The sequence below is a fragment of the Desulfobacter hydrogenophilus genome (assembly GCF_004319545.1).
GTDB classification, from domain to species: domain Bacteria; phylum Desulfobacterota; class Desulfobacteria; order Desulfobacterales; family Desulfobacteraceae; genus Desulfobacter; species Desulfobacter hydrogenophilus.
In genome coordinates, this window is sequence record NZ_CP036313.1 from 139,577 (window position 1) to 155,319 (window position 15,743).

Sequence of the window (15,743 nt, forward strand, 5' to 3'; positions counted from 1 at the left end):
AATTATCGGGATTTGAGAGGTAATCCATAAAAGATCAAAGCAAATCCGTGTTGCCTGCGGGTTTCTTCTGGACCATATAATACAGAACCGGCACCGCCATCCTGGAAATCAGCAGGGAGGCAATCTCTCCAAACATCAGTGAAATGGCAAGACCCTGGAAGATCGGGTCTGCCAGAATCACCGAAGCGCCCACCACAACCGCTAGGGCTGTCAGCAGCATGGGCCGAAACCGGATGGCCCCGGCTTCCACCACGGCCTCTGCCAGCGGTAGGCCATGGCTTCGCCGCAGCTCAATAAAATCCACCAGAATAATTGAGTTTCTCACGACAATCCCTGCACCCGCCATAAATCCGATCATTGAGGTGGCGGTAAAAAAGGCCCCCAGAGCCCAGTGCGCGGGAAGAATCCCGATCAAAGAGAATGGAATGGCGGCCATCACCACCATGGGTGTTACATAGCTTTTAAACCAGCCCACCATAAGCATATAAATGAGTACCATGACCACGCAGAATGCCAAACCCAGATCCCGGAACACCTCCAGGGTAATATGCCACTCCCCGTCCCATTTGATGGAAGGCTCGGCCTGGTTGAACGGCTGCTTTAAATTATAGATGGTGACATGGTCCAGACTGCCGCCAAAATCCTTGCCTGACAGCTGTTCAACGGCTTTATTCATCCCAAGGATAGGATACACTGGGCTTTCGGCATCGCCTGCCACATCGCCTGTCACATAAATCACCGGTTTGAGATTCTTTCTGTAGATGGGCTGGTCCACGGGTGCCCGGCTCAGGGTCACAAGTTCCCGCAAGGGCGTCAGAACCGACGCCGGATTGTGCGGATTGCGCAACCCGATGTTCAGGATAGAGTCAATCCGGGCGCGTTCGGCTTTGGGTAACTGAAATACAATATCTATTTCCTCCTTGTCCCGGGGCTGGTGCAGAAGGTCCACAGACAACCCGGAAAGCCCCATATTCACTGCCTGGGTGATGTCGCCTTCACTGATGCCGTGCAGCGCCGCTTTTTCCTTGTCCACCGTAATAATGGTCTTTTCGCGATCATTCTCACGGTACCAGTCAATATCCACCACACCATCCGTCTGGGCAAAAATCTCTTTGATCTTTTTAGCCAAAGCCAGGCGTGAGGCATGGTTGGGGCCGTAAACCTCGACAACCAGGGTCTGGAGCACCGGCGGACCCGGAGGCACTTCGGCAACCGCAATGGTGGCCCCGTACTTTTTAGCAATGGCCGTCAGTGCCGGACGTACGTTTTTGGCTATTTCATGGCTTTGCCGGTCCCGATCATGCTTGGATGCCAGATTGACCTGAATATCGGCCACACTGGGACCCGAACGCATGAAATAGTGACGGACCAGACCGTTAAAATTGTACGGAGAAGCCGTACCCGCGTAAATCTGATAATCGGTGACGTCCGGTTCATGTTTGATCACCTGGGCCATCTCCATGGCCACCCGGGTGGTCTGCTCCAGGGTACCGCCCTCGGGCATGTTCAGAATCACCTGGAATTCCGACTTATTGTCAAAAGGTAGCATCTTCACTTTAACCAGACTTAAGCCAACCATGGCACAGGACCCCAACAGCATGGCAATGATGATACAGAAAAACAGGATGCGCCAGCCGCCGTGGGAGAGCAGCGGATCCATGATATGGTGATAAAACCGGGTGAACGGATCATCCGGGGCATGGTCGGGATCATGGCTTTTCTCCACGGTCCCTGTGTTCCCGGATAGGCTGCTCTGTTTGCGCTTTAAAATATGGGTGGCGGCCCAGGGGGTGATGGTAAACGCGATAAGCAGGGAGAAGACCATGGCGGCAGACGCCCCTACCGGGATGGGACGCATGTACGGCCCCATGAGTCCACCCACAAAAGCCATGGGTAAAATCGCGGCAATCACGGCCCATGTGGCCAGAATGGTTGGATTGCCCACCTCGCTGACCGCAATGACGGCGATGTCTTTAAAAGAACGGGACCGATTCTCAGGCAGCCGCATGTGTCTGACAATATTTTCCACGACCACAATGGCGTCATCCACCAGAATACCGATGGAAAAAATTAAGGCAAACAGCGTGATTCGATTCAGGGTATAGCCATATAAATAAAAAAGCAGCAGGGTCAAAGCCAAGGTGGAGGGAATGGCCAGCATGACGACCATGGATTCCCGCCATCCCAGGAAAACCAAGATGAGAAGGGCCACCCCGAACACGGCAATGCCCATGTGCAAAAGCAGTTCATTGGATTTTTCAGCCGCAGTCGCCCCATAGTCCCGGGTCACGGTAACCGTCATATCCCCGGGGATCAGGCTGCCTTTAAGCTCATCCACCTTGGTCAGCACCTTTTCCACCACATCAACAGCATTGGCGCCGGGCCGTTTGGCCACGGAAAGGGTCACGGCCGCTTCGGGATCGTGGCGGTCCTTGCTGCCGAACAATACATAAGATTTTGGCTCTTCGGGACCGTCAACAATTTTTGCCACCTGGTGCAGGTAGACAGGATTGCCACTGTGAACGCCAATGACGAGATTGCCGATATCTTCGACTGTTTCCAGAAAGGTGCCGGTCTGGATGAGCATTTCCCGGTTATTGGCCTGGGTGACCCCTGAAAATGCCTGGCGGTTGGCCTGGGTGAGGTGATTGATCAAATCAAAGGGTGTCATATTCCGGGCCGCCAGCTGCAACGGGTCAAACAGCACACGCACCTGGCGACGGGTACCCCCAATCAGGTTGGTTTCAGAGATCTCAAAGATAGATTTCACCTCATCATCCACCTGGGCGGCCAACCTTCGCAACATAAAATGGTCATAGGTTTTGGAATGAAATGTCAACGCCAGAATCGGCACATCATCAATGGTGTGCGGTTTGATCATGGGCCTGGAAACGCCATGGGGAATTCGGTCAAAATTGGTTTGCAGCTTCTGGTTCAGCCGGACAATGGAAGATTCCAGATCCTCACCGACATAGAAACGGACCACCAGCATACTTTGGCCGGGCATGGAGGTGGAATAGATATACTCCACGCCGGGCAGTTCATAGAGCAGCTTTTCCATGGGGATGCTCAAACGCTGTTCCACCTCTTTGGCACCGGCCCCGGGCATGGCGACCATGACATCGATCATGGGGACTTTAATCTGGGGTTCCTCTTCCCGGGGCAGCATGGTAATGGCCATCAACCCGAGCAGAAGTGAGGCAAAGATACCGATCAGTGTCAGTTTGGATTCAATAAAGGTCGCGGCTAACCGGCCGGCAAATCCCTGGTGTGCGGAAGACTGTTGTTGTTCATTCATGGAATTTCTCTATTTTATTTTTATGGGCTGTCCGTCCACGAGATGTTCATTGTTTTTAAAAATAACCATTTCACCGGGATTCAGACCTGCAACAATCTCCGTCAGGCCGTCCTGACGCATGCCGGTTCGTACCAGGCGAAGATGGGCCTTGTTGTCTGCAGCCACAAAGACGCGTTCCATCTGCCCTTTGGGTAAAACGGCGCCGTCGGGTATAAACAGGGATGCATTGGCCTGTCCGGGCAGCTTGACCCGGACAAACTGACCGGTGCGCATTCTCTCATTGTATGAAAGATCTATGGTGACTGGTGCTGTCCGGGAGACAGGATCAACCGAAGGCGCCACTTCTGCCACCTTGCCGTTGATAATCAGTCCGGCCGTAGGAATTGTGACCGTAAGCGATTGACCCGGCCGGATCTGCAGCACCAGGCTTTCGGGTACGGCACAAACCGCCTGCAGCTTCTGATCATTTTCCATGCGTATCAGCACCGTGCCGGGTGTGGCCAAATCTCCGGCATGCACATTTTTTACTGTGATCACGCCGGAAAAAGGCGCGGTGATGGTGGCATAACTGAGCATGGTCCGGGCGCCCTGCACCGCCGCTTGTGCCCCGGCATACTGATCCTGCATGGATTTAACGGTTTCAGCCGTGGTGGCATGTTTCTTTAAAAGTTTGCGTTCACGGGAAAGGTTGCGCCCGGCCTGATTGAACCGGGCCTGGGCTTGATTGAGCTGGGCTTCGATCTCCCGGGCACTGATTTTAACCAGCAGGTCGCCTTTGGTTACACGGGAGCCCAAGACCACCGGCACGTCGGCCACAACACCCGTCACTTTAGCGGCAATGGCGGCACGTTCAACAGCCTGCAGGGTTCCCACGACTTCAATAAGGGTGGGCACGGTCTGCTCAATTACGGCGGAAGTTTGTACTGCTGCAACAGGCAGCGCAGGGGACGCCTCCTGTGCCTGGCCACCAACACCGGGCACCAAAATCATCATCAAAACAAACATAAGGTGTGTACGATTTTTCATTGTAATAACCATTGTTTAAAAATGTTATTGTCAGTCAGAGTATTGCAGTAATCCGCAGGCCCGCCTTAAATTGGCAACCGCGATGCGGTGTTCCGCATTGGCCATTGCGTGGCGCACCTGGGCTTCCGTCAGTCTATTTTCCGTATCAATCAATTCGGAAGAAAGCACAAGGCCAACTTTAAATCGTTCCCGGAAAAGGCGGGCCGACTCCTGGGCCGATGTCACCATTTTTTCGGTCACCCGGCACCTTTTGTCCGTCTGATCAAGATTCAAGACAGCCTGCCGGATCTCCAGCGCATAAGCCAGTTCTATTTTCCGAAGCTCATCCTTTGTCTGGGCCAGTGCGATGTTAGCCTGTTGAACCCTGGCGTCCGTCTGTTTGCCGTCAAACAGCGTCATATTGACGCGGATGCCGGCCATCCATGAGTCGCCGGAGCCGCTGCTCATCTCAAATCCCTTGTCCACCTGATAGGAACCAAAGGCATCTGCCGTGGGGTAATACCCACTTTTGGCCTGGCGAAGTCCGGCCTGCTTTGCCTGGATCAGAAAGTGCATGGCTTTAATTTCCGACCGGTCTTTAAAATCAGGCCGACTGGGCACAGGCTGTAACGGAGTCTGGGCAAGGTTAATATCCACCTGGCTTCCGCTCAGCCCCAGCACATTCAAAAGGCTTTGCTTTGAAAGGGCAAGCCCATGCTGTGCCTGAATCAGATCCTCATCGGCAAGGGACTGCTGCACCGCCAGGTTCAACAGCTCCTGTTTGAGTAGATCTCCTTCTTCAAACCGGGCCCTGGCCACATGTATTGACGCGTCAATGGCCTGAACTGCAGCTTGTCTTGCATTGACATTTTCCCTGGCCTGGACAATGTTAAAAAAGGATTTCACCACGGCAAAGCCAAGGCTGTTTTTAACGGCTTCTTCCTGGAGCATGGCGGCTTTTTTCCGGGCAGTGGCTGCATTCACACTGGCCTGGCTTCGCCCACCGTTGTAAATCCGGTATGTCAGTTGAAGCATAAGCTGAAGATCGTCTGTTTCACCGGGATCGTTAAAATCAATGCTGTTGGAAAACACCCCCTGATTAAGGATATTTCCAAATGAGTACATGGGATTGTTGGTACGCGAATATCCTGCCTGCACACCCAATTGCGGATAGAAGGCTGCGTTGGCTTCTTTTATGGCAGCTGCGGACCAGGCAATTCGTTTTATCGCCATCTGTGCGTCGGGATTATTCTTCAGAGCAAATTGGACCGCTTCGGGACCTGTCCACACATCCGGTACCGTATCTTGGGCTAAAGCGAAAGGCATATGAGACAAGAGACAATATAAACAAATTATCATAATCATGCGTGCAGCAGATGTCGTCAACCATTTGCGACCTTTTTTATATTTACAAATCCAAGTCATATAATTTACGCCTAAATTATCTCTGATGATGTTAAATACATTGTCATATACCTTAAACTGAAAAAGAATGGTCACTAAGCCCCGGTTTGATCACCTTTTTTCAATGCGTTTTAAGCATTACTTAGTAATAATACTATACCATAGTAATTTATCATCACAAGTTTTATCCACTTTTTTACTGTTCCCCGGCGTTGCAAACGGCATGAAAATTTTAGGTTCAAATTTTGTTAAAGACCGCAGATTAAATACAGGCATTGACTGTCCAAAATAAGCATTATCCCCTATATAAGTCTAAGCCTTATTCCTATAAAATTATACAAATTGACGCCACCAAATGGTGGGGTCAATATTTAGGGTCAAACAACTATTCAAACAATAACCGGAGGAAATGATGGCTAATGAAAAATCCGATTCAGGCTTTGAATCAAGCACACCTAAAAACAAAATCCTGATAGTTACCATTACTTTAATAATAAGTTTTATTGTCTTTGTATTTTCCGTAATGATCAGAAACTCTATTAAACCTGATGTTATAAATTTATCCAACATTATCGAGAGTAAAGATGGCGAATATTTTGTTCAAGCCAACGAGGCACTTGTGGAAACGATGCTTGACAGATGGCTGCCGAACGATATTTTCTGGCCGACTGTATTCCTTGATAATATGCCCAATTTCCAGTTAGGAGTGCTGGAAGTCGTCAGATACAATACGAGGGTACTTAGAGATAATCTGACCCGCATGAGGACCACAGACAAACTGGATTCCCATGCGGAAAAGGCCTTTACATCATTTTCAAACGATCCTTATAAATGGTTGTTTCCTTCGGCTGAAAGCAAATGGAACGAAGGCTACAATAGTCTTGGCCTGTATCATGAAAATCTTATCTCAGGGGCATCCACATTCTACCCGCGGGCCGATAACCTCGCGCAGTTACTGGATCAATATATATCTTTGATGGGCGGCGTTAATACAAAACTTATCAGCGCGGCAAAAAAGGCACAAAAGCCAACTGCAGCGGGCGGGAAATCTCCCATTGATGTGATTGGTGTGGAAGAAAAAACGTCAGAGGTGGTCGTTCCCTGGCATGAGATTGATGACAATTTTTACTATGCCCAGGGTGTGGCCTACGCATTGCACTTGTCATTCAAGGCCATAAAACGAGATTTTTATTCTGTGCTTCAGGATAAAAACAGCCTTAGCCTGATTGATACAATCATAGAAGTTCTCGACAGATGCAACTTTGAACCGCTGCTGATTTTCAATGGCGCCCCGGATTGTATCTTTGCCAACCATTCTCTGAACCTTTCAGGGGTGTTCAATGACGCAAGGCAGAAGATCAATTCACTTACAGTTGCCTTGAGGCAGGGATAATCCCAACGGTGCATATTTTTTTAAAATTTAGGCCCTACTTTTTTCAACGCCAACCTATACTATAATTAAACTGTTAAATTTACCACCAAGCAAAGGAGTCGTTTATGGACCTGCTTCGTATCATTTTATCCGTTTTATTACCGCCATTAGGCGTTTTTCTTCAAGTCGGAATAGGGGCGCAATTCTGGCTCAATATCTTATTGACAATTTTGGGATATATTCCAGGCGTTGTTCACGCGGTCTGGGTTATCGCAAAATACTGATCACAAAGAACATGATCTACACAAATTCAGACAAGGATCTAAGAGCCTTTTAAAAATTAGGAGATTGAAGCGAACTCTTATGAGGATGAGAACCAATTTTCTCAAATTCATAGAATAAACAGATTGGATCTACATCCATGTTAAATGGCACCATTGTTATTATTGCTTTGGCTTTAGGCAGTTACTTTGCCTTTTCCAAACGATTGTCCCACTCTTCAAATTGGAAAGCCACGGTCACGCCTCTGGCGTCAATCATGGGAAGTGGTTTTTTGATCAGTGCACCTCTTCTGGCCGGGATCGTCGGCAACCTGGCTGTGATATACATGGCACTGCTTCTTGTACTGGCATATCTTGTGGGTGAGGCCATCCGGTTCAATATCCGCCATTTTGAACCCATTGAAAACGAGGGGCATGGTTTAGCACAAGGTGTGGGTTCTTTCTCCAGGATAGTTCTGACCTGTGCATATTTCATTTCAATCACCTATTACCTGCAATTGCTATCAGCATTTCTTCTCAACAGCGTCAATATTAAAAATGAGATCGCGGCCAACTGCATCACCACAGCGCTGCTGGTGAGCATCGGGGGAATCGGAATGTGGCGGGGATTGGACGAATTGGAAAAGGTTGAAAAATATGCCATTGCCTTAAATCTTGGCATAATCGGAGCGCTTTTAGCCGGACTTGGCATTTATAATTTTCAACTGACCGCCAGCGGACTTTGGGAACTACCCCGGATTTCATCTTCCGTCAATTTTCGTGATTTAAGAGTGCTGCTAGGGCTTTTGATTGTTGTCCAGGGATTTGAAACCTCCCGCTATCTTGGACAGGAACATACTGCAGACCAAAGAATCCGCACCATGCGGACTGCTCAGTTGATCGCCACGGGCATTTATCTGACCTTCATTGTTCTGGCAACCATACTGTTTCACAAAGATCTTGGATCGGATGTAACAGCAATCATCAGCATGTCAACATCTGTGGCCTCTGCGCTGCCATTACTACTTTCCGTTGCCGCCATTGGAAGCCAATTCAGTGCGTCTGTGGCGGACACCTCGGGGGCGGGGGGATTAATCCAGGATATCATCCATGCCAAGCTTTCCATACGAGCCACTTACCTGTTGGTCACTATCGTCACAGTGGCACTGACCTGGGTAACCAATGTCAATGAAATTATTGCCTATGCCTCAAGGGCATTTGCCCTTTATTATACGCTCCAATGCAGTGTTGCATGGATTGTTGCCCGGCAGAACCGTACGCATCTCACCAGACCCCAACAACGCCTTTGGCTTTTTGGGGCACTTGCCCTGATTTGCCTTTTGGTGTTTCTCCTTGGTATCCCATCGGGGTAACAGGTGAATAACGGCCATGGCCGACCTGGTCTTTCACCGGTTAGTTCAGTTCTTTCATAAAAAAAATAAAACCCCGGGCCTGCAAAAATTTTAAATGCAGGTCCGGGGGTTTGTTTCCTTTTTTTGTCAGGCTGAATTATCCCTCAGCCTTCACATTTTTTGGTCCATGACCGGGAACAAGCCGGTCTTTTTCTCTGTCAAGACGGAAATACACGGTCTCTCCTTCCAGATACTCCCCTTTGAGCAGTGCCATGGATAGCGGATTTTCAATTTCCTGCTGGATCACACGTTTAAGCGGACGGGCACCAAACCCGGGATCATATCCCTTCTGTGCCACAAAACTCATGGCATCATCATCCAGAAAAACAGCCAGGTTCCTTGTAGCCAGCCGCCGGTTCAGGGCAGCAATCTGGATGGCAGCAATATCCATAATATGTTCGCGTTCCAGGGCATGAAAGGTGATGATCTCATCAATCCGGTTTAAAAACTCAGGTCTGAACGCGGCTTTAAGGGCCTGCTGTACCGCCTGTTCCACCCCATCGGAAGCACCGCCCGTCCCTGCTTCAAGCAGTATTCTGGACCCGATATTGGATGTCATGATAATAATGGTGTTCCTGAAATCCACAGTCCGGCCATGGCCATCGGTCATCCGGCCATCGTCCAGGACCTGGAGCAGGATATTGAACACGTCCGGGTGAGCCTTTTCAATCTCGTCAAACAGAATCACACTATAAGGCCTGCGCCGCACCGCCTCGGTGAGGTACCCGCCCTCGTCATATCCCACATATCCGGGAGGAGCACCAATGAGACGGGCCACGCTGTGCTTTTCCATATACTCGGACATATCCAGCCGCACCATGGCGTCCTTGGAATCAAACATGAACTCGGCCAGGGACTTGGCAAGCTCAGTTTTACCCACACCCGTGGGCCCCATGAATATAAAAGTACCAATGGGCCGGTCTTCGGGCTGCAGGCCGGATCTTGCCCGTCGCACGGCATTGGAGACTGCATCAATGGCCTTTTCCTGGCCAATCACCCGTTTTGCAATATAGGATTCCATGGTGATCAATTTTTCCTGCTCACCCTGGAGCATCTTGGATACGGGGATGCCGGTCCAGGTGGAAACCACCTCGGCCACATCAGCCTCTTCCACATCTTCTTTAAGCATCTTGCAGGTCTGTTGCAGGGTTTCAAGGCTCTGCTTCTTCTCTTCAATTTTTTTGTTCAAATCCGCAATGGTGCCATAACGGATCTGGGCGACTTTCTCAAAGTCACCAGCACGTTCGGCAAGCTGGGCCTCAGTCTGGAAGCGGTCAATGTCCTCCCGCATAGCCGAAATCTCCCGGATAATGGATTTTTCATTATCCCAATGCACCTTCAAAGGCCGAATCTCCTCTTCCATGGCTGCAATATTTTTCTCCAGGTGTTCAAGACGATCCTTGGAGGCCTTGTCCTTTTCCTTAATCAGAGCCTGGCGTTCAATGGCCGCCTGGGTCAGCCGACGCTGAATCTCGTCAATGGCCAGGGGCATGGAGTCGATTTCGATACGAAGCTTGGATGCGCACTCATCAATCAGGTCAATGGCCTTGTCCGGCAAAAACCGATCAGCAATGTACCTGTGGGAAAGAGTGGCAGCCGCCACCAAAGCTGAGTCCTTAATCCGGATACCGTGGTGTACCTCATATTTCTCTTTCAACCCCCTGAGGATGGAGATGGTGTCTTCCACGGTGGGTTCCTTGGCAAAAACCGGCTGAAAACGCCTCTCCAGGGCAGCATCCTTTTCAATATATTTTCTGTACTCGTCCAGGGTGGTGGCCCCCACACAGCGCAGACTGCCCCGGGCCAGGGCGGGTTTAAGCATATTGGAAGCATCCACAGACCCTTCGGCAGCACCGGCTCCCACTACGGTATGCAACTCGTCAATGAAAAGAACGATTTCGCCCTCAGCAGCCTCAACCTCTTTTAATACCGCTTTGAGGCGATCCTCAAATTCTCCCCGGTATTTTGCCCCGGCCAGCAAAGCCCCCATATCCAGGGCAATGACCCGCCGATTTTTCAAAGTTTCGGACACGTCTCCTTCCACAATCCGCTGGGCCAGGCCTTCCACAATGGCGGTTTTGCCGACCCCCGGCTCGCCAATGAGCACAGGATTATTTTTCCGGCGACGGGACAATACCTGAACAATTCGCCGAATCTCCTCATCCCGGCCAATGACCGGGTCCAATTTTCCCTGGCGGGCCAAATCCGTCAGGTCTTTTCCGAATTTTTCCAAAGACTGGTATTTGTCTTCGGGGTTCTGATCGGTCACCCGCTGGTTACCCCGGATGTCCTTGAGCACGGACAGGACAACATCCCTTGTCACACCTAAACCGGCAAGGATTTCGCCAGCCTTGTCTTTACCCTGGGTCAGACTGATCAGGATATGTTCAAGGCTGACATACTGATCCTTCATCTTTGCGGATTCTTTAAAGGCAAGATCCAGCATCTTACGCCCGGGTTCGGACAGATAGGGCTTCCCTCCGGATACCTTGACCATGTTGTCCAAGGCAGAAGAGACAAGCTGCACGGCAGCACCGGGATCAGCGCCTATTTTATTAAATATGGAGACAGCAATACCCTGGCCATCAGCCAGCATAGCCCCTAAAAAGTGAATGGGCTCAATAGCCTGCTGCCCTTTTTCGACCGCAATCGTGTGGGCCTGCTGGAATAATTCCTGGGATTTTACCGTCAATTTATCAAAATTCATAATACATCTCCATTTCCTATTTATATTACTTTTTATTCATAATGTTACAAGAGTAATGCGTATTTTATCGCCGTCAATACCTGTCTCAAATAAACTTTATCCTTGCGGGTAAAAAATGGTATGGTTAAACAAAAAACTAAAAAGAGAGTCATAAGCTATGTGGAAACCAGCTGTGTGCACCAAAGACTGCCCGGATACCTGTGGACTCCTTGCCAAGGTGGAGGACGGCAGAATAACAAAAATAAAAGCGGACCCTGATCATCCATTTACACAAGGATTCATCTGCCGTAAAGCAAAATTTTTCCCTGAACATGTGCACAATGAAAAAAGAATCCTGACACCCTTAAAAAGAAAAGGCCCGAAAGGATCCGGTCGTTTTGAACCTGTCGGCTGGGATGCGGCATTAGATGCAATTGCAGGGCAAATCCAAAAAGTGGTGAAAGCCCATGGTCCCGAAGCCATATTGCCCTATTTTTATGCCGGCCACATGGGTATCGTTCACCGAAATGCCGGCCAGGCATTTTTTCACAAGCTCGGGGCTTCCAGGCTTCTTTTAACCATTTGCGGACCGGCAGCCACCGAAGGCTTTAAGACCACCCTGGGGTCCGGGCCAAGCACGGACATTGAGTCTTCAGTGGATTCGGATTTCATCATCATATGGGGTAGTAATACCCTGACCACCAATATCCACGCATGGTCCTTTTTCCTCAAAGCCAGGAAAAAGGGGGCCCGCATTGTGGTGATTGATCCATATCGGACCATAACCGCACAAAAGGCGGATTTTCATCTCATGGTGAAACCCGGAACAGATGCAGCACTGGCCCTTGGCATAATGAATATCCTGATCCAGGAAAACCTTGTCAAAAAAACCTTTATTAAAGAGCAAACCATCGGGTATGAACAATTAGTCCTGCGGGCCGCTGAATATCCTTTGGAAAAAACAGCAGAGATCTGCGGTGTTTCGACCCGGGACATTGAAAATTTAGCACGTTCTTACGGAAAAGCCAAAGCCCCTTTCATACGGACCGGCTGGGGACCGGCTCGCCAGCTTCGAGGCGCCATGGCCATGAGGACCATTGCCTGCCTGCCCGCCCTGGTGGGGGCCTTTGATACGACCGGAGGCGGCATTACCCGAAGCCTTGGCGGCGGGCCTTCGGATATTACCCGGCTCACCCGCCCGGATCTGTGCCCCGAAGACACCCGCATTATAAACATGGTGGAACTGGGAAATGCCCTGACACGCCTTAATGATCCCCCGGTTAAACTGTTCTATAATTTCATGAGCAACCCGGCGGCTGTTGCGCCCCAGTCCGACCTGGTCCACACGGGTCTTGCCCGGGAAGATCTCTTTGTTGTGGTCCATGAACTGTTCATGACCGACACGGCAAAAATGGCAGATATTATTCTGCCTTCGGCCAGCTTTCTGGAAATGACGGATATTTACAAATCCTATGGTCACAATTACCTTCGTCTGGCAAAATCAGTCATTCCGCCGGTGGGACAAAGCCGCACCAACCTGGCCATCTTTCAGGCCCTTGCAAAGCGGATGGGATTCAAGGAAGAGGTATTCAGAATCAGCGAAGATGAATTCATTAAAGGATTTCTTGAAGACAGCCACCCCAGTCTGAAAGGAGTGGATACAAAGGCCCTCATGCAGGGCAAGGCGGTTCGTCTCAATATCGCGTTCAATCCCTATGCCAAGGGCTTTAACACCCCGTCCGGAAAAGTGGAATTTTTCTCCCAGGCCTGGCAGGACAAAGGCCTGGATCCCCTGCCCTGCGGCCAGGTCTGGCGAGACCCCCAAGGCGATGATACATATCCGCTGGAACTGATAACCCCACCCCATCCCCTTTTTCTCAACTCAGCCTTTAATGAAATCGCGAAAATCAGAACACTTGTGGGCAGGCCAACACTGTTAATCCATCCCGACGATGCTGCAGCGCGCCATATCGTCCAGGATGCCCCGGTACGGGTATTCAACGCACGGGGGGAATGCCGGCTGGATGCAAAAATTACCACAGACACCCGGCCCGGCCTGGTTGTGGCCGAAGGCATACACTGGCCGCAATTCATGGACCAGGGCAAAGGCATCAACCAACTCACCAGCCAGCGCCTGACAGACCAGGGAGAAACCTGCGCATTTCACTGCAGCCGGGTGGAGGTGATACCATGACTCCCATGAAGACCATTAACCACAACCACAAGGTGATTTAAATAAAATGAACGAAGATTTCATTCCTGTTAAACGGTCTCAAATCTCATTATTCAAAAATTTTCCGCTGTTCTATTTTTCAAAGGAAAATGAACCGCTGCTCTATAAAAAAGAAGGCGAACTGCTCAAGGCCCCCCGGATCAAGGAAGAGCAATTTCCGGATCTTTTTATCCGCACCTCTGACAGGGAGGGCGCATCCAGCGCCCTTTACAAAACAATGAACGCACATTTGACGGAGACCATTTTCTCCCAGGGTATTGTTCCCACAAGGCAGGCGTTAAGTACCCTTGTCCAGGAAGCTCTGGAAGGCCCGTTAAATATTTCAGGCAAAATGCTGCCGGAGACCATAGAAATCCTGTTCCAGGGGTACAACCAAAATAAAACTTTGGTGGAAGCCCTGGCAAAACTGTCCAGTTCCTCAGACCAATTAGTGGAGCACACCGTAAATATTTTGTCCTTGAGCATGCAGTTCTGCACATTCCATCACTATACTGAGGCAAAGGCCAAAACGCTCGGGGTCAGTGCCATCCTCCATGACATCGGCTGTACAGAACTTCCACCGGAAATCCTGAACACCAATGCCAAATTATCAGACGCCCAGTTCAAGGAATTTCAAAGCCATACGGTAAAGGGGTACCGCACCATTAAAGACAGTGCCTGTTTTAAACCGGAAATTGCCCTGGTGGCCCTGGAGCATCATGAAAGATTAGATGGTTCAGGCTATCCCAAAGGTAACACCGAGATATCCGAGGATGCCCAGCTCATCGGTCTGATTAACAGTTATGAACCTTTGACCTACCGGGGTACCAGCCACCATGGGGAACCCCAAAAACCGTATAACTCTCTGCAAATTTTAAAGAACGAAGTCATGGCAGGTCAATACAACAGGCAAATGTTTGTCAATTTCTGCTCCTGCCTGACCCAATAACCAGATCTAAAGCCTTATCCCATTTTTCCGCCATATGCTTCCAGGAAAACGTTGCTGCATGGGCAGATAGTGCCACGGCTTTGTCCTGATAGGCTTTGGGCTTCGTCAGAATATATTCCAACCTGGTTTCCAGGTCATCAACATCACGGTAAATAATATCTGGTTTTAAATGCTCGGGGATCAGTTCGGGGTATGACAAACGATTCGGCAACAAAGGCAAGCATCCATGGGCCACGGCCTCCATCACTGAAATACCAAAATTCTCCTGAATGGCAGTACTGATAACGACATTGCCTTTGGCTATCCATTTTCTGTAATCCGCAGCATTTTCCTGGTACCCGCAAACAAGAAGTTCGGCATCAAACCTTTCTTCAATACCCTTAAAATCTTCCGGGACGGTACCATACTGTTCACCCATCACTGCCAGGTAAAACAGAATCCCCCGGCGCTTAAGCCGTTCCAGTACAGAAAAAAAGGCCTTTGGATTTTTATCATACTCCCACCGGTGATTCCATATCACCAGAGGTCTGTCAAAACGGTTTCTCTGGAGCTGCGAAGACACAGCAATCCTGGGATCCAAATCAATACCCGGATACAGTACACAAGATTTACCCCGAATTTTATCCAGAGCCCATCCCGGGCGAAGATCCGGCATTTTACGAATCAGGCGCTTTGCAGCGCTAAAAAAATCATCCCTGTGGAATTGCGAATTAAAGAATACGCCATCCGCAGCCAGGGCAGAGATGATATTGGTAAACCCCAGATGAAAATCCCTCTTTTCACCGGGTTCCAGGGGATAGGTGAGCTGATTTTCGTGGAAATACAGGGCCACGGGCGGGCATTGTGGCCCTGCCAGGGCTTTGAAATCTGTGACATCCACCATATCCGTGGCAAAGATAAGATCATAATCGTTCAAATTTTTAACCTGCCGGACAAATGCCAGGGCACTGCCGCGCATCCGCCACTTCCAGAATCTGGGGGCAAGGGATAAAATATCCACCTGGTGGCGGGAACAGGCAGCAAAACCATCTGCCACCGCCTTGTGGGACCCGCCGTAAAAAGGCTCAAGGAATAATATTTTCAAAAAACCCACCTGAAACTAATGATGAACAAAAATGTATTGTGCATCAAATATATATCAAATT

The 15,743-nt window shown here is 49.8% G+C and carries 10 protein-coding genes; 5 read left to right on the forward strand and 5 right to left on the reverse strand.

The features are described 5' to 3' along the window. Nucleotides 1-34: 34 nt before the first annotated feature. The 3 genes from EYB58_RS00680 to EYB58_RS00690 are packed head-to-tail and all read right to left on the reverse strand — an operon-like array spanning nucleotide 35 to nucleotide 5,629. Nucleotides 35-3,298, reverse strand: coding sequence for an efflux RND transporter permease subunit (locus EYB58_RS00680; RefSeq protein ID WP_111954114.1), 3,264 nt, complete (start codon nucleotides 3,296-3,298; stop codon nucleotides 35-37). 9 nt (nucleotides 3,299-3,307) lie between these two features. Then, entirely contained in the window at nucleotides 3,308-4,324 is a 1,017-nt protein-coding gene (locus tag EYB58_RS00685) for an efflux RND transporter periplasmic adaptor subunit (RefSeq protein WP_111954116.1), read from the reverse strand. A 30-nt stretch (nucleotides 4,325-4,354) separates the two neighbouring features. Then, on the reverse strand, nucleotides 4,355-5,629 hold the full coding sequence (locus EYB58_RS00690) for a TolC family protein (RefSeq protein WP_242637507.1): 1,275 nt from the start codon (nucleotides 5,627-5,629) through the stop codon (nucleotides 4,355-4,357). 487 nt (nucleotides 5,630-6,116) lie between these two features. On the opposite strand from EYB58_RS00690, the gene EYB58_RS00695 reads away from it, so the two are divergent. From EYB58_RS00695 to EYB58_RS00705, 3 genes are all read left to right on the forward strand, one after another. Next, nucleotides 6,117-7,100 (forward strand): DUF2333 family protein, encoded by a 984-nt coding sequence (locus tag EYB58_RS00695; protein WP_111954118.1) that lies wholly within the window; start codon nucleotides 6,117-6,119, stop codon nucleotides 7,098-7,100. Nucleotides 7,101-7,204: 104 nt separating this feature from the next. After that, nucleotides 7,205-7,363, forward strand: a complete 159-nt coding sequence (locus EYB58_RS00700) for a YqaE/Pmp3 family membrane protein (protein ID WP_111954120.1) — start codon at nucleotides 7,205-7,207, stop codon at nucleotides 7,361-7,363. A gap of 137 nt (nucleotides 7,364-7,500) precedes the next feature. Next, a complete protein-coding gene (locus tag EYB58_RS00705) occupies nucleotides 7,501-8,712 on the forward strand; it encodes a hypothetical protein (protein ID WP_111954122.1) in 1,212 nt (403 codons plus the stop codon). Between the two features lie 136 nt (nucleotides 8,713-8,848). Here the strand turns inward: EYB58_RS00705 and clpB are convergent, their stop codons facing one another. Next, nucleotides 8,849-11,458, reverse strand: a complete 2,610-nt coding sequence (gene clpB, locus EYB58_RS00710; protein WP_111954124.1) for an ATP-dependent chaperone ClpB — start codon at nucleotides 11,456-11,458, stop codon at nucleotides 8,849-8,851. Nucleotides 11,459-11,615: 157 nt separating this feature from the next. On the opposite strand from clpB, the gene EYB58_RS00715 reads away from it, so the two are divergent. Together EYB58_RS00715 and EYB58_RS00720 are read left to right on the forward strand one after the other, a co-directional pair. Next, nucleotides 11,616-13,631 (forward strand): molybdopterin-containing oxidoreductase family protein, encoded by a 2,016-nt coding sequence (locus EYB58_RS00715; RefSeq protein WP_111954126.1) that lies wholly within the window; start codon nucleotides 11,616-11,618, stop codon nucleotides 13,629-13,631. Nucleotides 13,632-13,677: 46 nt separating this feature from the next. After that, nucleotides 13,678-14,598, forward strand: a complete 921-nt coding sequence (locus EYB58_RS00720; protein WP_111954128.1) for an HD-GYP domain-containing protein — start codon at nucleotides 13,678-13,680, stop codon at nucleotides 14,596-14,598. Here EYB58_RS00720 and EYB58_RS00725 read toward each other — a convergent pair. Next, nucleotides 14,570-15,682 carry a tRNA-queuosine alpha-mannosyltransferase domain-containing protein gene (locus tag EYB58_RS00725; RefSeq protein WP_111954130.1) on the reverse strand — a complete coding sequence of 371 codons (1,113 nt, stop codon included), beginning with the start codon at nucleotides 15,680-15,682 and terminating at the stop codon, nucleotides 14,570-14,572. The two genes, EYB58_RS00720 and EYB58_RS00725, sit on opposite strands and share 29 nt — an antisense overlap. Between the last annotated feature and the right edge of the window lie 61 nt (nucleotides 15,683-15,743).